Raw genomic sequence first — 17,327 nt, 5'->3', positions numbered from 1 at the left:
TCGTGCAGAGCGGCGGACTGTGGGCACAATTGGGTTTGGCGTCGGAAAGCTCACATTGGATGGGGAGGCAGGAGCGACGGTGGCGGAACGGAGCACGGCTGCCGTCGACGTGGCAGGCAACAGCGGCGACGAGCCGCTGACCGCGCAGGCGGACGAGTCCACGGCCGACGGCGTGGCCCAGAACCGGGAGCGGGACACGGACAACGACGAGGCACAGGGGAGCGGCGGGACCGAGAGTCCCGGAAAGGCCTCACCGCCCGAACTGCACAGCGGCCACAAACTCGCCAGGCGCTACCGCCTGGAGGAGTGCGTCACCCGTCTGGACGGATTCAGCAGCTGGCGCGCGGTCGACGAGAAACTTCGTCGCGCCGTCGGCGTGCACATCCTGCCCGCGGACCACTCACGGGCACGTTCCGTGCTGGCCGCGGCCCGCTCCTCGGCGCTGCTCGGCGACCCCCGCTTCGTGCAGGTCCTCGACGCCGTCGAGGAGAACGACCTCGTCTACGTGGTCCACGAGTGGCTGCCCGACGCCACGGAGCTGACCGCGCTCCTGGCCGCCGGCCCGCTGGAGCCGCACGACGCCTACCAGATGGTCAGCCAGATCGCCTCCGCGATGGCTGCCGCCCACCGTGAGGGCCTCGCGCATCTGCGCCTGACCCCGGGCACCATCCTGCGCAGTTCGTCCGGCCAGTGGCGCGTGCGCGGCCTCGCGGTCAACGCCGCGCTGCGCGGCATCACTTCCGAGACCCCGCAGCGCACCGACACGGAGGCGATCGGCGCCCTGCTGTACGCCGCGCTCACCCAGCGCTGGCCGTACGAGAGCGACGCGTACGGCCTGTCGGGGCTGCCCAAGGGCGTCGGCCTGATCGCACCCGACCAGGTCCGGGCCGGAGTCCACCGCGGCCTGTCGGAACTCGCGATGCGCGCCCTCGCCAACGACGGCGCCACCGCCTCGCGGCACGAGTCCGCGTGCACGACGCCCGAGGAACTGGTCAAGGCGATCGGCGAGATGCCCCGCATCCGCCCGCCGGAGCCGGTGTTCACGGCCCCGCCCGAGTACCAGCGCACCACCTACCAACAGGGCTCGTACGGCCGCCAGGCGCCCCGCCCGGGCGTCACCCAGCCCCTGCCCACCCCGCCGCCCCCGCTGCAGAGCCGCACCGGCAAGGCGCTGAAGTGGGCGGTGTCGGCGCTGCTGATCGCCGCACTGGGCCTGGGCAGCTGGCAGCTGGCGGACGCGCTGCTGGACCAGGGCGGCTCCGAGGACACCAACCAGACCCAGACACCGGACGACAACGACAAGCCCACGAACACGGCCAAGCCGGTGACGACCCTGAAGATCGAGGGCGCCGAGGAGTACGTCGCCAAGGGCAGCGCCCAGCACCCGGAGGACGTCGGCAAGACGTACGACAACGACAGCTCGACGTACTGGCGCACCGCGAGTTACACAGACGGCCCGGACATGAACCCGGCGTACAAGCCCGGTGTGGGCATCGTCTACGACTTCGGCTCGGCCAAGGAGGTCTCGGCCGCCTCGATAGGGCTTCTCTTCGGCGGGGACCACACGACGGTCACGCTGTACGCGACGGAGTCGTCGAGTTCGTCGGTCCCTCTGACCTCGATGACGAAGCTCGGTACGGTGACGACGACGGGCACCACCGCGAAGGTGTCCGTCGCCAAGCCGACGAAGAGTCAGTACGTGCTGGTCTGGTTCACCGCCCTTCCGTACGCACCTGGTGACTCCTTCAGCAACGCGGGCTACAAGCAGGCCATAACGGACCTGAAGTTCACCGGCTGACGATCCACCGAGGGGAAGGGGTTCCATGGCGGAAGGCGCCGCGTTCGACGGAGTGAGCGATCAGGACCTCCTCGCCCGCCATGTCGACGGTGACCCCGACGCCTTCGGTGAGATCGTGCGTCGGCATCGTGACCGGCTCTGGGCGGTGGCCCTGCGGACGCTGGGCGACCGCGAGGAGGCCGCTGACGCCGTCCAGGACGCCCTCGTCTCCGCCTACCGGGCCGCCCACACCTTCCGCGGCCAGTCGGCCGTCACGACCTGGCTGCACCGCATCACGGTGAACGCCTGCCTGGACCGCGCCCGCAAGGCCGCCTCCCGCAAGACCTCACCGGTCGACGACACCGAACGGCTGGAGCAGCTGCTCGAACCGCACGAGTCGGCGTCGGCCCCGGCCGAGCGCAACGACCTGCACCGCCAGCTCATCGAAGCGCTCGGCACCCTCCCGCCCGACCAGCGCGCGGCCCTCGTCCTGGTGGACATGCAGGGCTACCCCGTCGCGGAGGCCGCCCGCGTCCTCGACGTACCCACCGGCACGGTGAAGAGCCGCTGCGCCCGTGGCAGAGCCAGACTGCTGCCGCTCCTCACCCACCTCAGGCCGGAAAACGCCGGTGGCGGCAAGGAATCGGAAGATGGACGGAACCGGGCGTCGGGGACATCCGTCCCACCCGCAGCGGGACCGACGGATGCAGGGCCAAGCGATTCAGCTGCTGTGAAGGGCGGAGGTGGGCGAGCGTGACATCCACGACCGACACAGCTGGACACCCGGACGTCACGGAGATCTCCGACCTCACCGAAGGCCTGCTCACACCGTCCCAGTCGGCAGACATGCAACGGCATCTGGACGGGTGCGTCCTGTGCGCCGATGTGTACGCCTCGCTGGAGGAGATCCGCGGCCTCCTCGGCACGATGCCGGGCGCAGAGCGCATGCCCGACGACGTCGCCGAGCGCATCGATGCGGCACTCGCCGCCGAGGCCGATGTTTCACGTGAAACATCGGCTCCGGTCGACCGGCTCACGGACCGCCTGACCGACCGTCCCACGGGCCACGCCCACGCGGCCACCGGGCCGGGGCGGAAGGACCGGGCACGACGCGGTCGCCGCCGGACGATCGTCCTGGGCACCGTCTTCACCGCCGCCGCCCTGGGACTCGGCTCCCTGCTCGTGTCGTCGCTGGGCGACGACTCCAAGGCGCCCGTGGTCGCGAGCACGTTCTCCGGGCAGAAGGTCGAGACCCAGGTCGCGGAGATTCTCAAGGGCCGCGACGTCAAGAAGAGCCCCCGTACCGGAGGGCCGTCCGTGGGCATCGAGTCCCATACCAGCGCGCCGGGGGATAACGAGCACGACGGCCTCATCTTCGACGTCCCGACGGTCCCGGACTGCGTCATGAAGGGCATCGGCCGCACAGGCGCCTCCGTCCTCGGACTCAAGGAAGGCACCTACGACGGCACGGACGCATACCTCGTCGTGCTGCCCGCAGCGGGCGACACCACGCGCGTCACCGCCTATGTCGTCGACTCGGCCTGTGAGAAGAAGCCGTCGGTCTCCGCCAAGGTTCTGCTGACGCAGTCCTACGCGCGTCGCTGAGCGGACGTCTCCCCTCCCTCCTCCTTCTCTCTTCCCTCTGCCGTACCCGTACCGAGTGGTGCCCCTGTGTGCCCGGACACAGCGGGAATGCGGGCCCCGTAGGATCCGTTGGGTGGGGTGAGAGTTCTGAGAGAGGCTCCCACCGGTCGACGAAGCCGTCCAGAAACGAGGAAACACGCCGTGAGCGACGTCCGTAACGTGATCATCATCGGCTCAGGGCCCGCCGGCTACACAGCGGCGCTCTATACCGCACGCGCGTCGCTGAAGCCGTTGGTCTTCGAGGGCGCCGTCACCGCGGGCGGTGCGCTCATGAACACCACCGAGGTCGAGAACTTCCCCGGCTTCCAGGACGGCATCATGGGCCCCGACCTGATGGACAACATGCGCGCCCAGTCCGAGCGCTTCGGCGCCGAGCTGGTGGCCGACGACATCGTGTCCGTCGACCTGACGGGTGACATCAAGACCGTCACGGACACTGCGGGCACGGTGCACCGGGCGAAGGCCGTCATCGTCGCGACCGGCTCGCAGCACCGCAAGCTCGGTCTGCCGAACGAGGACGCGCTGTCCGGCCGTGGCGTCTCCTGGTGCGCGACATGTGACGGGTTCTTCTTCAAGGACCAGGACATCGCCGTGATCGGCGGCGGAGACACCGCGATGGAGGAGGCGACCTTCCTCTCCCGCTTCGCCAAGTCGGTGACGATCGTCCACCGCCGGGACAGCCTGCGCGCCTCCAAGGCGATGCAGGAGCGCGCCTTCGCCGACCCGAAGATCCGCTTCGTCTGGGACAGCGAGGTCGCCGAGATCCAGGGCGACCCGAAGCTCTCCGGACTGAAGCTGCGCAACCTCAAGACCGGCGAGCTGTCCGACCTGGCCGTGACCGGCCTGTTCATCGCGATCGGCCACGACCCGCGCACCGAGCTGTTCAAGGGTCAGCTGGACCTCGACGAAGAGGGCTACCTGAAGGTCGACGCACCCTCGACCCGGACCAACCTGAGCGGTGTCTTCGGCGCCGGAGACGTCGTCGACCACACCTACCGCCAGGCGATCACCGCCTCCGGCACCGGCTGTGCCTCCGCTCTGGACGCCGAGCGCTTCCTCGCCGCCCTCGCGGACAGCGAAGAGCAGGCCGAGCCCGAGAAGACCTCTGTCTGACCCCCGTCCGCCCCACCGCAGCATCGAGTTAAGGAGCCCCTGTGGCCGGCACCCTGAAGAACGTGACCGACGACTCCTTCGACGAGGACGTCCTGAAGAGCGACAAGCCCGTCCTGGTGGACTTCTGGGCCGCTTGGTGCGGACCGTGCCGCCAGATCGCGCCGTCCCTTGAGGCGATCGCCGCCGAGTACGGCGACAAGATCGAGGTCGTCAAGCTCAACATCGACGAGAACCCGGGTACGGCCGCCAAGTACGGCGTGATGTCCATCCCGACCCTGAACGTCTACCAGGGTGGCGAGGTCGCCAAGACCATCGTCGGCGCCAAGCCGAAGGCCGCGATCGTGCGCGACCTTGAGGACTTCATCGCCGAGTAGTCGACGCAGCAGCGATGTTTCACGTGAAACATCAGTGGGCCGGTCCGAAAGGACCGGCCCACTCGTCTTTCGCTCGACGTTCAAGTTCCTAGAGCGGCCGAAGCACCGGCTCCTTCTGCACTGCCCCCAGCAGCCGGTCGATCGCCAGCTCCACGTCTTCCTTCCAGGAGAGCGTCGTCCGCAGCTCCAACCGGAGGCGAGGGTGCACCGGATGGGGCCGCACCGTCTTGAAGCCCACGGCGAGCAGATGGTCGGCGGGCAGAACGCACGCCGTCTCCTTCCAACGGGCGTCCCCGAAGGCCTCGATGGCCCGGAAGCCCCGTCGCAGCAGGTCCTTGGCGACCGTCTGGACCATCACCCTCCCCAGCCCCTGCCCCTGGTACCCCGGCATGATGAACGCGGTCATCAGCTGCACCGCGTCCGGTGAGACCGGGCTCGTGGGAAACGCCGTGGCACGGGGAACGTAGGCCGGCGGGGCGTAGAGCACGAACCCCACCGGGTTGTCGTCGACGTAGACGACCCGGCCGCAGGAGCCCCAGTCGAGCAGGACCGCCGAGATCCACGCTTCCTTCTCCAGTGCGGGTGTGCCCGCCTTTACCGCGGCTCCTCCGCTGACGGGGTCGAGTTCCCAGAAGACACACGTCCGGCAGCGCTTGGGAAGGTCCGGAAGATTGTCCAGCGTGAGCGGTACGAGCCGACGCCCCATGAAGGCTGTTCCTCGCTTCCTTCGCCCGCAGCGTCGCGGGCGGCTGTCAGAGCGCTCCGTTCCCTGAGCAGACTGCCGACGAATCCGCCGACGGCTCCCAGTCCCAGACCCGCGCTCACCAGTCCGGTGCGGCTCACCGTTCGCATGGCCCCCGCCTCCCCATCAGAGGTGCTGCCAGGTGGATGTGCCATACCCGAACGCATCGTATCCACCAAGTGATTGCCTCGATACCGACTGAAAGCAAAGAGCGGGCCGTGTTCCGGTACACACCGGAACACGGCCCGCTCAGGACCGCCGGGCGGGCGGAGACCGCCCGCCCGAGGCTTCACTCCTCCGTGTCCTCGGAGTCGTCGTCGAGAAGGCTCTTCTGCAGGACCGGTCCCTCGCCCGGGGCAAGGGTGCTGAGGATGCGCTCCAGGTCCTCCATCGAGGCGAACTCGACGGTGATCTTGCCCCTCTTCTGCCCCAGGTCGACCTTCACCCGCGTCTCGAAGCGGTCCGAGAGGCGGCCCGCCAGATCGGTCAGCGCCGGCGACACCAGAGCACCGGCCCGCGGCCCCTTGTTCCGCGCAGCCGCCTTCGGCCGCGAGCCCATCAGGGTCACGATCTCCTCGACGGCCCGCACCGAGAGGCCCTCGGCCACGATCCGGTGAGCCAGCTTGTCCTGCTCCTCCGAGTCGTCCACGGAGAGCAGCGCCCGGGCATGCCCCGCGGAGAGAACTCCGGCGGCGACCCGGCGCTGGACCGCCGGCGAGAGCTTCAGCAGACGCAGGGTGTTGGAGACCTGTGGACGGGACCGGCCGATCCGGTCCGCCAGCTGGTCGTGCGTGCAGTGGAAGTCCTGGAGCAACTGGTCGTAAGCGGCTGCCTCTTCCAGCGGGTTCAGCTGAGCCCGGTGGAGGTTCTCCAGCAGCGCGTCCAGGAGGAGCTTCTCGTCCTCCGTGGCCCGCACGATCGCCGGGATCGCCTCAAGGCCGGCTTCACGGCAGGCCCGAAAGCGACGCTCGCCCATGATCAGCTCGTAGCGAGCGGGACCCACCTGCCGTACGACGACGGGTTGGAGGAGACCCACTTCCTTGATGGAGGTGACCAGCTCCGCCAGCGCGTCCTCGTCGAACACATCACGCGGCTGACGCGGGTTCGGCGAGATGGAGTCGAGGGGCAGTTCGGCGAAGTGAGCGCCGATGGGCGGCGCCGGTGCCTCCCCGAACTCGTTCGAGGAGAAGGCCTCTGTTTCACGTGAAACAGGCGGCAGCGTGGCCACCTTCGCCGCGGCCACTCCACGCTCGGCGGTGAGTACAGGTACCGCCGCCGGTGAGGTGGAGGCACCACCCCCCATCGCCGGTGGCGCCGGCCTGTCTCCGGTCGGTGCAGCAGGGATCAGTGCGCCGAGACCACGGCCCAACCCCCTCCGTCGCTCACTCACTGGATCCCCTCCACGAGGCTCTGTTCGCTCTGTGCGCCGATGTGGGCGTGCGGCGCGTCATAGCTGACGCCGACACCCTTCAACGCGATTTCCCGGGCTGCCTCAAGGTAGGACAGGGCACCGCTCGATCCTGGGTCGTAGGTCAGCACCGTCTGTCCGTAGCTCGGTGCCTCGGAGATACGGACCGAGCGCGGAATGCTCGTCCGCAGCACCTCGTCGCCGAAGTGGTTGCGCACCTCGTCGGCGACCTGTGACGCGAGGCGCGTCCGGCCGTCGTACATGGTGAGCAGGATCGTCGTCACATGAAGGTCGGGGTTGAGGTGAGCCCGTACCAGATCGACGTTGCGCAGCAGCTGGCCCAAGCCCTCCAGTGCGTAGTACTCGCACTGGATCGGGATGAGAACCTCGGCACCGGCGACCAGTGCGTTGACCGTCAGCAGACCGAGCGAGGGCGGGCAGTCGATGAGGATGTAGTCCAGAGGCTGCTCGTACGCCTGGATCGCCCGCTCAAGCCTGCTCTCTCGTGCCACCAGCGACACCAGCTCGATCTCCGCACCGGCGAGATCGATGGTGGCGGGTGCACAGAAGAGGCCCTCGACATCGGGGACCGGCTGAACGACTTCCGAGAGTGGCCTGCTGTCGATCAACACGTCATAGATGGAAGGAACATCGGCGTGATGGTCGATCCCCAGTGCCGTGGAAGCGTTGCCCTGAGGGTCGAGGTCCACGACCAGAACGCGAGCCCCGTGCAGGGCCAGCGAGGCGGCGAGGTTGACGGTTGTCGTCGTCTTTCCCACCCCGCCCTTCTGGTTGGCGACCACCATGACGCGGGTCTGCTCCGGCCGTGGCAGGCCTTCGCCGGCCCGCCCCAGAGCCTCCACCGCCAATTGGGCAGCACGACCGATGGGAGTGTCGTCCATCGGGGGCGGTGTTTCACGTGAAACATCCTCCCCGATCGACTCGGTACGGGGACCGGGGACCGGATCGGTCATCGGTCCCGCGATGTTGGCGTTGGACCGCAAGGATTCACTCTCCTCGACTTCAGGCTCGCAATGAACAGAGCCTGCCATGCCATCGGGGTCATGAACCAGTGAGGCCTGGTGTTCTGTGGAGAAATCCACCTCTGTGGACAACTCCGTTACCTCTCCGAGTGAACGGAGAGACTTTCGGTCGCGGGGTGCAGCCGCGGCCCGACCGCGGCTGATGATGCCGTGCAGCAGTGAGCGACGTTTCACGTGAAACAAGATGCCTAGCCGCGAGGGCCGCGATGACGCGACACTCCGAGATGTGTAGGTTTGACAGCTTGTGTGGAGTAAGGCTCGTCGTCAGGGCGGATCAACGAACGTGACGAAAAACTCCCGCCGCAGTAATGACCGGGCGACGGTTCAGCGCCGGCGCCGCGTCCGACCCGTCCGGGCGGCCTTCGCCCGTTTCGCCGCGAACCGCACACCACCGGGGCTCTCCCCGACCTCGACCCGCACGACGGTCGACAGCGGGTCCACCACGCCCTCACCCACATGCAGGATGGACGTCTCCACCGCCCCCAGCTTGCTCAGGGCGGTGGCCGAGGCCTTCAGCTCCTCCTCGGCGGTGTCCCCCTTGAGCGCGAGCATCTCCCCGTACGGACGCAGCAGCGGAATGCCCCAGGTGGCCAACCGGTCCAGCGGAGCCACCGCACGGGCCGTCACCACATGGACCGGCTGGAGCGACCCCATGACCTCCTCGGCCCGCCCACGCACCACCGTCACATGGTCCAGGCCCAGCAGCTCGACGACCTCGGCGAGGAAGTTGGTCCGGCGCAGCAGGGGCTCCAGCAGCGTGATCTTCAGGTCCTCCCGGACCAGCGCCAGCGGAATGCCCGGCAGGCCGGCACCCGAGCCGACATCGCACACCGTCACGTTCTCGGGGACGACCTCCGAGAGCACGGCGCAGTTCAGCAGATGCCGCTCCCACAGCCGGGGCACCTCACGCGGTCCGATCAGACCGCGCTGCACACCCGCCTCGGCGAGCAGCTCCGCGTACCGGACCGCGTCCGCGAAGCGATCACCGAACACCTCGCGCGCCACCTCGGGCGCCGGGGGGAGTTCCGCTGCCTCCGTCACGGGGGACCGTCCTTCCGTACCGCACGAGCGCACTGGGCGCTGATCACCAGGACTGAACTACAGGCTGACAAAGTTCGGCCCCGTCTGGGTGACAGACGGGGCCGGAGGGACGTACGTACCGGTCAGGCGGGAAGGACGACGACGAAGCGCTGGGGCTCCTCGCCCTCGGACTCGCTGCGCAGGCCCGCGGCCTTCACCGCGTCGTGCACGACCTTGCGCTCGAACGGGGTCATCGGGTTCATCTTGACCGGCTCGCCGGAGCTCTTGACCTCGGCCGCCGCCTTGGCGCCCAGCTCCGAGAGCTCCTCACGCTTCTTGGCGCGGTAGCCCGCGATGTCGAGCATCAGCCGACTGCGGTCCCCGGTCTCCCGGTGCACGGCAAGACGAGTGAGCTCCTGGAGGGCCTCCAGCACCTCGCCGTCCCGGCCGACCAGCTTCTGCAGGTCGCGGCTGCCCGCGTCGCTGATGATCGACACAGCGGCGCGGTCGGCCTCGACATCCATGTCGATGTCGCCGTCGAGGTCGGCGATGTCCAGCAGACCTTCGAGGTAGTCCGCCGCGATCTCGCCCTCCTGCTCCAGGCGGGACAGGGTGTCGACACCCTCGGCTGCGGCGGAGGTGGTGGTGCCTTCCGTCACGGGATGGACTCCTTCTTACTTCTTGGACGGGGACTTGGGGCGCTGCGGACCCTTGCGCTGTCCGGACTGGGCCTTGCTGCGGGTACCGGCACCGGGCTTGGAGGCGGCCTGCTTGGCGGCTCCTCCGGCCGGCTTGGCGTCCTCGGGCTGGTCGGACTTGACCAGCGACGTCGTGGGGGTGTCCGGATCGGCACCGCCCGCGGGCTTGGGGCCGCCCGACTGACGCTGGGACTTGCTCTGGCGCTTGGGCTGCTGGCGCTTGGCGGCGCCGGTGGCGGGCGTACCGTCCTCGGTCTCGGTGACCTCCGGGTTCACGCCCTTCGTCACCGTGCCGTCGGCCTGGGCCGCCAGACCCGCCTTGTTGAGGCCGTTGATGAACTTGCGCTCGAACTCGTTGCGGTCACGGCCCTTGGAGACGATGGCCTTCACGATGGCGCGCTCACCGCGGCTGCGGGTCTTGCCGTGCTGCGTGACGTGCTTGTGCAGGCGCTCCAGGTAGGCGGCCTGCGCCTTGCTGCCCGGGGTCGGGTTGTTGCGGATGACGAACATCTGCTGGCCCATGGTCCACAGGTTGGTGGTCAGCCAGTAGACGAGGACACCGACCGGGAAGTTGATGCCGAAGACGGCGAACATGATCGGGAAGACGTACATCAGCATCTTCTGCTGCTGCATGAACGGCGTCTTCACCGTGGTGTCGACGTTCTTCGTCATCAGCTGGCGCTGCGTGTAGAACTGCGACGCCGACATCAGGACGATCATGACCGCGGTGACGATGCGGACCGTGGTCAGCGAGGCGTCGAGCGCCGTGACGTCAGCCGCGCTGTCCGTGAACTTCGCGGCCAGCGGAGCACCGACGATGTGCGCCTTCTGCGCGCTCTCCAGCAGGCTCTGGTTGATGACACCGATGGTGTCGTTGTTCGCGATGCTGTTGAGCACGTGGTACAGCGCGAAGAAGAACGGCGACTGCGCCAGGATGGGCAGGCACGAGGAGAGCGGGTTGGTGCCCGTCTCCTTGTACAGCTTCATCATCTCTTCGGACTGGCGCTGCTTGTCGTTCTTGTAGCGCTCCTGGATCTTCTTCATCTCGGGCTGCAGTGTCTGCATGGCCCGGGTCGCCTTGATCTGCTTCACGAAGAGCGGGATCAGGCAGATGCGGATCAGGATCACCAGGGACACGATGGACAAGCCCCAGGCCCAACCGGTGTCGTCGCCGAAGATCGCGCCGTAGACCTTGTGGAACTGGACGATGACCCAGGAAACGGGTGTCGTGATGAAGCTGAAAATGCTGGCGATCGTGTCCACTAATCATGCTCCTTGGACATGGGACGGGGTCTCGGCGGCCGGACTCGAAGGATTCTGCCCCTCGATGGCCGCGCCGGCGGCGGAGGTCCCGCCCTTGCGTGCATGCCAGGCGTTGCGCAGCATTTCGTGCCACCGCGGACGCTTGCGCGGCGGGACATGGTCCACACCGCCGAGCGACCACGGGTTGCACCGCAGGATGCGCCAGGCCGTGAGTGCCGTTCCCTTGACCGCGCCGTGCCGGTCGATGGCCGTATGGCCGTAGTGGGAGCACGACGGGTAGTACTTGCAGACCGGCCCGAGCAGCGGACTGATCGTCCACTGGTACAGCTTGATCAGAGCCAGCAGCGGGTACTTCATCGCGCGCCCCCTCCCAGCAGCCGCTGCAGAGCGGCGTCCAGGTCTCGGGCCAACTGTGCATGGTCGGCATCGCCCGCACCGGGCAACGCTCGTACGACTACCAGGCTACCGGGGGGCAGCTCGGCGACTCTGTCCCGCATCAGGTGGCGAAGCCTGCGCTTCACCTTGTTGCGGACGACCGCACCGCCCACTGCCTTGCTGACGACGAAACCCGCACGCGTCGGGGGAGCGCTCTCCCCAGGCGCGTGCGGGTCTGTGATACCGCTACGAAGATGGACGACGAGGAGCGGGCGGCCGGCCCGGCGACCCCGTCGTACCGCGGTCGCGAAGTCCTCGCGCCGCCTCAGCCGATGCTCGGTAGGCAGCACGACGTCACAACCTGATCAGGATCAGGCCGACAGGCTGGCGCGACCCTTGCCACGGCGGTTCGCGAGAATCGCGCGACCGGCACGGGTACGCATCCGCAGGCGGAAGCCGTGGGTCTTCGCGCGGCGACGGTTGTTCGGCTGGAAGGTGCGCTTGCTCACTCGGGGGCTCCAGAAAGAATCGGTAGGTACCGGGGTGCCGTCTTGGCTGTCACCGTGCGCCCACGAGTAGCTCGCTTACGCCCGAGTGCACCGCTCCCGATCACTGGAAGATGCCCTGGTGGGAGCACCTGTTGATGATCTATGCCCATCGGAGGCAGGCGGCAGCAGCCATCGACAACTCGACCTGGTTACGGTACGCGGGGCTACGCCATCCGGTCAAACCAGCGCCCTGGGCGAGACACTATCCACAGCCTGGGGACAACAACTTGAACCGCACCCGTCGCCCTGACTACCTTGGCCGGACTCCCATTCGCCCGTCACACCCGATGTACATCCCGATACGTCCCAGAACCACACGTTCGTGGGACCCGTGAGAGAGCGTGCCCCTGTGGCTGACGTACCTGCCGATCTTGCCGCAGTGTGGCCACGAGTGCTCGAACATCTCCTCGGTGAGGGCCGCGGACAGGGCGTCGAGGTGAAGGACGAGCGCTGGATCCGCCGCTGCCAGCCGCTGGCCCTGGTCGCGGACACCGCACTGCTCGCCGTACCGAACGAATTCGCGAAGGGCGTGCTCGAAGGCCGCCTCGCCCCGATCGTCAGCGAGACACTGAGCCGTGAGTGCGGCCGGCCGATCCGCATCGCGATCACCGTCGACGACTCCGTCGGCGAACCCTCCCCGCCCGCACCCCCGGCCCCGCCGCAGTCGCGCTACGACGAGCCCGAGCTGCCCCCGGCCCGCGACCCCTACCAGGGCTACGGCCGCCACCGCGCCGAAGACCACGACCGCGGGCGCGACGGCCAGCAGCCCTCCCACGCGGACCCGCTGCCCACCGCCCGCCCCGCCTACCCGTCCGAGTACCAGCGCCCCGAACCCGGCGCCTGGCCCCGGACCACCCAGGACGACTACGGCTGGCAGCAGCCCCGGCTCGGCTTCCCCGACCGCGACCCGTACGCGTCGCCCTCCTCCGACTACCGCCCGCAGCCGCCGCGCGAGCGCTCACCGTACGAACAGCAGCGCCCCGAATACGAGCAGCAGCAGTCCGAGTACGGCCAGCAGCGCAACGGCTACGAGCAGCAGCGCGCGGAGTACGAGGGTCGCGACGGCCGCCGCGACCTGACGGACTCCCCGTCGGGCGGCGGCCACGCGCACCGCGGCGGACCGGGCGGCTCCGGGCGCCCCGGCGGCGGTGCCCCCGGCTCGTCGGCCTCGCGGCAGTCACCGGCACCGGGTCCGGGCGAGCCGACCGCACGCCTCAACCCCAAATACCTGTTCGACACCTTCGTCATCGGCGCGTCCAACCGTTTCGCCCACGCCGCGGCCGTCGCCGTCGCCGAGGCACCCGCGAAGGCGTACAACCCTCTTTTCATCTATGGGGAGTCGGGGCTCGGCAAGACCCACCTGCTGCACGCGATCGGGCACTACGCGCGGAGCCTCTATCCCGGCACGCGCGTGCGGTACGTCAGCTCGGAGGAGTTCACCAACGAGTTCATCAACTCCATCCGCGACGGCAAGGGCGACAGCTTCCGCAAGCGCTACCGCGAGATGGACATCCTGCTCGTCGACGACATCCAGTTCCTCGCGGACAAGGAGTCGACGCAGGAGGAGTTCTTCCACACCTTCAACACGCTCCACAACGCGAACAAGCAGATCGTCCTCTCCTCCGACCGGCCGCCCAAGCAGCTGGTCACCCTGGAGGACCGGCTGCGGAACCGTTTCGAGTGGGGTCTGATCACCGACGTACAGCCGCCCGAGCTGGAGACGCGGATCGCGATCCTCCGCAAGAAGGCGGTGCAGGAGCAGCTCAACGCCCCGCCGGAGGTACTGGAGTTCATCGCCTCCCGCATCTCGCGCAACATCCGCGAGCTGGAGGGGGCGCTGATCCGGGTGACGGCGTTCGCGTCGCTCAACCGGCAGCCGGTGGACCTCGGTCTCACCGAGATCGTCCTCAAGGACCTGATCCCCGGCGGCGAGGACTCGACCCCCGAGATCACCGCGCCGGCCATCATGGCGGCGACCGCCGACTACTTCGGCCTCACCGTCGAGGACCTCTGCGGCAGCTCACGGGGCCGCCAGCTGGTCACCGCCCGCCAGATCGCCATGTACCTGTGCCGCGAGCTGACGGACCTGTCCCTGCCGAAGATCGGGGCCCAGTTCGGCGGACGCGACCACACGACCGTCATGCACGCCGACCGCAAGATCCGCGCGCTGATGGCCGAACGCCGCTCCATCTACAACCAGGTCACCGAGCTGACCAACCGCATCAAGAACGGCTGACAGCAGCCGAGTTCACGGCACCGAGGGCGCTCCGGGACGACTTCCCGGGGCGCCCTTCGGCGTTTCCGGGCCCCGGCGGCCGTTGCCGGGCCGCAACCCGCTGTTCGAATGCGGGCCGGGTTACGGCCACCCTCCACAGATTTGGTGACTTTCTCGCGTCCACACCCTGGGGACCGCGAAGTTGTCCAGACTGTGTCCACAGGCCAGGCTGGTGATAGACCATCAGAGCAGGTCAAGTGGCTGTGGAACAGTGGACAAAAGATCTCCACAGGCTGTGGACAAAAAATTGATCCACAGGCTGTGCACGGAGTTGTCCACCGGCGGCCCACAGGCTGCGGCCGGTTGTCCCCAGCGATCGGCGGCTTCTCCACACCCCTGTCCACTGTTCGGCAACACGACGCGCCTCCTCGCCGGGTCGAGTGAAAGGCGTCACACGAAGTTGCCGGGTTGGGCTGTGGGAAACGTGGGTAAAGCTGGGGACGGATCTGGGGAGAACTCACCCCTGCCTGTGCACGGTGTGTGCAGAACTTTCTGTTCTCCACAGAGAGGGTGAGTTATCCACCGCCTCCACCCACAGGGTCAGTGGACAAAATTTGGCGCCTGAGCTGCGCAAACGGGGTTATCCACGGTATCCACAGCCCCTACTACTACTGACAACTAGAGAGAGCTGAGAATCCGTTTCGAAGTGGGTCCTGTGCACAACTCGCTGTCGGGAGCCCGGCTGCCCCTCGTCACGACTTGACCCCGACGGGCACCTACTGTCAGTGCCGTGCGTCAGACTGTTCCCGGTGTCCTTCCCACCACGGGGACCGACGACACCGAGACAGACGACGAAGCCAGGCAGGCCGAGAAGCGCCGGCAACAGCAGGAGGCGGCAACAGTGAAGATCCGGGTGGAACGCGACGTACTCGCGGAGGCAGTTGCCTGGGCGGCGCGCAGCCTCCCGGCCCGTCCGCCGGCCCCTGTCCTCGCCGGGCTGCTGCTGAAGGCCGAGGAAGGCCAGCTGAGCCTGTCGAGCTTCGACTACGAGGTCTCGGCGCGGGTCTCGGTCGAGGCCGAGGTCGAGGAGGAGGGCACGGTCCTGGTGTCCGGCCGCCTGCTCGCCGACATCTGCCGCGCCCTGCCCAACCGTCCGGTGGAGATCTCCATGGACGGTGTCCGGGCGACGGTGGTGTGCGGCTCCTCCCGCTTCACGCTGCACACACTGCCTGTGGAGGAGTACCCGGCGCTGCCGCAGATGCCCACCGCGACCGGCACGGTCCCCGGTGAGGTCTTCGCCTCCGCCGCCGCCCAGGTGGCCATCGCGGCGGGCCGTGACGACACGCTGCCCGTCCTCACCGGTGTGCGCATCGAGATCGAGGGCGACCGGGTGACGCTGGCGTCCACTGACCGCTACCGCTTCGCGGTCCGGGAGTTCCTGTGGAAGCCGGAGGACCCGGAGGCGTCCGCGGTGGCCCTGGTGCCCGCCAAGACGCTCCTGGACACCGCCAAGGCCCTCACGAGCGGCGACAGCGTGATCCTGGCGCTGTCCGGCTCGGGCGCGGGCGAGGGCCTCATCGGCTTCGAGGGCGCGGGCCGCCGTACGACGACGCGTCTCCTGGAGGGCGACCTCCCGAAGTACCGCTCGCTGTTCCCGACGGAGTTCAACTCCATCGCCGTGATCGAGACCGCCCCCTTCGTGGAGGCCGTCAAGCGTGTGGCCCTGGTGGCCGAGCGGAACACCCCGGTGCGGCTCAGCTTCGAGCAGGGCGTGCTCATCCTGGAGGCCGGTTCCAGCGACGACGCACAGGCTGTGGAGCGGGTCGACGCCCAGCTGGAGGGTGACGACGTGTCGATCGCCTTCAACCCGACGTTCCTGCTGGACGGCCTGAGCGCGATCGACTCCCCGGTCGCCCAGCTCTCCTTCACGACGTCCACGAAGCCCGCGCTGCTCAGCGGCAAGCCGGCCGTGGACGCCGAGGCGGACGAGGCGTACAAGTACCTGATCATGCCGGTCCGCCTCAGCGGCTGACCCTTCTGAGCGGCTGATCGCCTCCGAGGCGGAACGCCGCAGGTGTGGGCATGCGTTTGAGCGCGTATGCCCACAGATGTGCGTGAGCGTCCGGGTTTAGGCTCGGACGTGGGTACGAGCAACAGGAGTGCCCTCATGCCACGTCGCAACCTAAGGAACAACTGATGGAGCTCGGTCTCGTCGGCCTCGGCAAGATGGGCGGCAACATGCGCGAGCGGATCCGCCGCGCGGGCCACACCGTCGTCGGATACGACCGCAACCCGGACGTCGCCGATGTCCACAGCCTCCAGGAGCTTGTGGACGGGCTCAGCGCCCCGCGCGTGGTGTGGGTGATGGTCCCGGCCGGCGCCCCGACGCAGTCCACGGTCGACGAGCTGGCCGAGCTGCTCGAACCCGGTGACGTGGTCGTGGACGGCGGCAACTCCCGCTGGACGGACGACGAGCGGCATGCCGAGGAGCTGGCGGCCAAGGGCATCGGCTTCGTCGACTGCGGGGTCTCCGGGGGCGTCTGGGGCCTGGAGAACGGCTACGCGCTGATGTACGGCGGCGACGCCGAGCACATCGCCAAGGTGGAGCCCGTCTTCGACGCCCTCAAGCCCAAGGGGGACTTCGGGGCGGTGCACGCGGGCAAGGTGGGCGCCGGGCACTTCTCCAAGATGGTCCACAACGGCATCGAGTACGCCATGATGCAGGCGTACGCCGAGGGCTGGGAGCTGCTGGAGAAGGTCGACTCCGTCACGGACGTACGGGAGGTCTTCCGGTCCTGGCAGGAGGGCACCGTCATCCGTTCCTGGCTGCTCGATCTCGCGGTCAACGCCCTTGCCGAGGACGAGCACCTGGACCGGCTGCGCGGGTTCGCGGCGGACTCCGGGGAGGGCCGCTGGACGGTGGAGGCGGCGATCGACCACTCCGTCCCGCTGCCCGCGATCACCGCGTCGCTGTTCGCGCGGTTCGCGTCCCGGCAGGACGACTCCCCGCAGATGAAGATGATCGCGGCGCTGCGCAACCAGTTCGGCGGCCACGCGGTCGAGGCGAAGTAATCCACAGGGCCCGGTAAACGGTCCACAAGCGCGGG

General features: G+C 68.4%; 17 protein-coding genes. 8 read left to right on the top strand and 9 right to left on the bottom strand.

What is annotated here, in order from left to right:
• Positions 1-79: 79 nt before the first annotated feature.
• The 5 genes from CW359_RS13985 (at position 80) to trxA (ending at position 4,908) form a co-directional block, all read left to right on the top strand.
• Positions 80-1,798, top strand: coding sequence for a protein kinase family protein (locus CW359_RS13985; protein ID WP_105970248.1), 1,719 nt, complete (start codon positions 80-82; stop codon positions 1,796-1,798).
• 25 nt (positions 1,799-1,823) lie between these two features.
• Positions 1,824-2,534: an RNA polymerase sigma factor SigM gene (gene sigM / locus CW359_RS13980; protein WP_105970247.1), complete on the top strand. Its 711-nt coding sequence runs from the start codon at positions 1,824-1,826 to the stop codon at positions 2,532-2,534.
• Positions 2,531-3,382, top strand: coding sequence for an anti-sigma factor family protein (locus tag CW359_RS13975; RefSeq protein ID WP_105970246.1), 852 nt, complete (start codon positions 2,531-2,533; stop codon positions 3,380-3,382). Before sigM ends, CW359_RS13975 begins: the two co-directional genes overlap by 4 nt.
• A gap of 180 nt (positions 3,383-3,562) precedes the next feature.
• Positions 3,563-4,534, top strand: a complete 972-nt coding sequence (trxB, locus tag CW359_RS13970) for a thioredoxin-disulfide reductase (protein WP_105970245.1) — start codon at positions 3,563-3,565, stop codon at positions 4,532-4,534.
• A 41-nt stretch (positions 4,535-4,575) separates the two neighbouring features.
• On the top strand, positions 4,576-4,908 hold the full coding sequence (gene trxA, locus CW359_RS13965) for a thioredoxin (RefSeq protein ID WP_037754283.1): 333 nt from the start codon (positions 4,576-4,578) through the stop codon (positions 4,906-4,908).
• Between the two features lie 88 nt (positions 4,909-4,996).
• On the opposite strand, the gene CW359_RS13960 is transcribed toward trxA, so the two are convergent.
• The 9 genes from CW359_RS13960 to rpmH form a co-directional block, all read right to left on the bottom strand.
• Complete coding sequence (locus CW359_RS13960) at positions 4,997-5,614, bottom strand: GNAT family N-acetyltransferase (RefSeq protein ID WP_105970244.1); 618 nt, start codon at positions 5,612-5,614, stop codon at positions 4,997-4,999.
• 325 nt (positions 5,615-5,939) lie between these two features.
• Complete coding sequence (locus CW359_RS13955; RefSeq protein ID WP_105970243.1) at positions 5,940-7,040, bottom strand: ParB/RepB/Spo0J family partition protein; 1,101 nt, start codon at positions 7,038-7,040, stop codon at positions 5,940-5,942.
• On the bottom strand, positions 7,037-8,110 hold the full coding sequence (locus CW359_RS13950) for an AAA family ATPase (RefSeq protein WP_105970242.1): 1,074 nt from the start codon (positions 8,108-8,110) through the stop codon (positions 7,037-7,039). The genes CW359_RS13955 and CW359_RS13950 overlap by 4 nt, the downstream gene beginning before the upstream one ends.
• A 315-nt stretch (positions 8,111-8,425) precedes the next feature.
• The gene (gene rsmG / locus CW359_RS13945) at positions 8,426-9,142 is read right to left on the bottom strand and encodes a 16S rRNA (guanine(527)-N(7))-methyltransferase RsmG (RefSeq protein WP_105970241.1); all 717 of its coding nucleotides are present in this window, start codon (positions 9,140-9,142) and stop codon (positions 8,426-8,428) included.
• A 122-nt stretch (positions 9,143-9,264) separates the two neighbouring features.
• Positions 9,265-9,780 (bottom strand): Jag family protein, encoded by a 516-nt coding sequence (locus CW359_RS13940; protein ID WP_105970240.1) that lies wholly within the window; start codon positions 9,778-9,780, stop codon positions 9,265-9,267.
• 15 nt (positions 9,781-9,795) lie between these two features.
• Positions 9,796-11,082, bottom strand: a complete 1,287-nt coding sequence (yidC, locus tag CW359_RS13935; RefSeq protein ID WP_105970239.1) for a membrane protein insertase YidC — start codon at positions 11,080-11,082, stop codon at positions 9,796-9,798.
• Positions 11,083-11,085: 3 nt separating this feature from the next.
• On the bottom strand, positions 11,086-11,439 hold the full coding sequence (yidD, locus tag CW359_RS13930) for a membrane protein insertion efficiency factor YidD (RefSeq protein ID WP_105970238.1): 354 nt from the start codon (positions 11,437-11,439) through the stop codon (positions 11,086-11,088).
• Positions 11,436-11,807 carry a ribonuclease P protein component gene (gene rnpA / locus CW359_RS13925; RefSeq protein ID WP_105970237.1) on the bottom strand — a complete coding sequence of 124 codons (372 nt, stop codon included), beginning with the start codon at positions 11,805-11,807 and terminating at the stop codon, positions 11,436-11,438. The genes yidD and rnpA overlap by 4 nt, the downstream gene beginning before the upstream one ends.
• A 21-nt stretch (positions 11,808-11,828) precedes the next feature.
• Positions 11,829-11,966, bottom strand: coding sequence for a 50S ribosomal protein L34 (rpmH, locus tag CW359_RS13920; RefSeq protein ID WP_006381191.1), 138 nt, complete (start codon positions 11,964-11,966; stop codon positions 11,829-11,831).
• Positions 11,967-12,354: 388 nt separating this feature from the next.
• Here rpmH and dnaA point away from each other — a divergent pair, with 388 nt between their 5' ends.
• From dnaA to gnd, 3 genes are all read left to right on the top strand, one after another.
• Positions 12,355-14,241 carry a chromosomal replication initiator protein DnaA gene (gene dnaA / locus CW359_RS13915; protein ID WP_105970236.1) on the top strand — a complete coding sequence of 629 codons (1,887 nt, stop codon included), beginning with the start codon at positions 12,355-12,357 and terminating at the stop codon, positions 14,239-14,241.
• An 880-nt stretch (positions 14,242-15,121) separates the two neighbouring features.
• Positions 15,122-16,252 (top strand): DNA polymerase III subunit beta, encoded by a 1,131-nt coding sequence (dnaN, locus tag CW359_RS13905; RefSeq protein WP_105970234.1) that lies wholly within the window; start codon positions 15,122-15,124, stop codon positions 16,250-16,252.
• A gap of 164 nt (positions 16,253-16,416) precedes the next feature.
• Complete coding sequence (gnd, locus tag CW359_RS13900; RefSeq protein WP_105970233.1) at positions 16,417-17,292, top strand: phosphogluconate dehydrogenase (NAD(+)-dependent, decarboxylating); 876 nt, start codon at positions 16,417-16,419, stop codon at positions 17,290-17,292.
• Positions 17,293-17,327: the final 35 nt, after the last annotated feature.

The organism is Streptomyces geranii, assembly GCF_002954775.1.
Lineage (GTDB): Bacteria > Actinomycetota > Actinomycetes > Streptomycetales > Streptomycetaceae > Streptomyces > Streptomyces geranii.
Note: the sequence above shows the minus strand (reverse complement) of the source record. Positions and strands in the feature narration are given on the sequence as shown.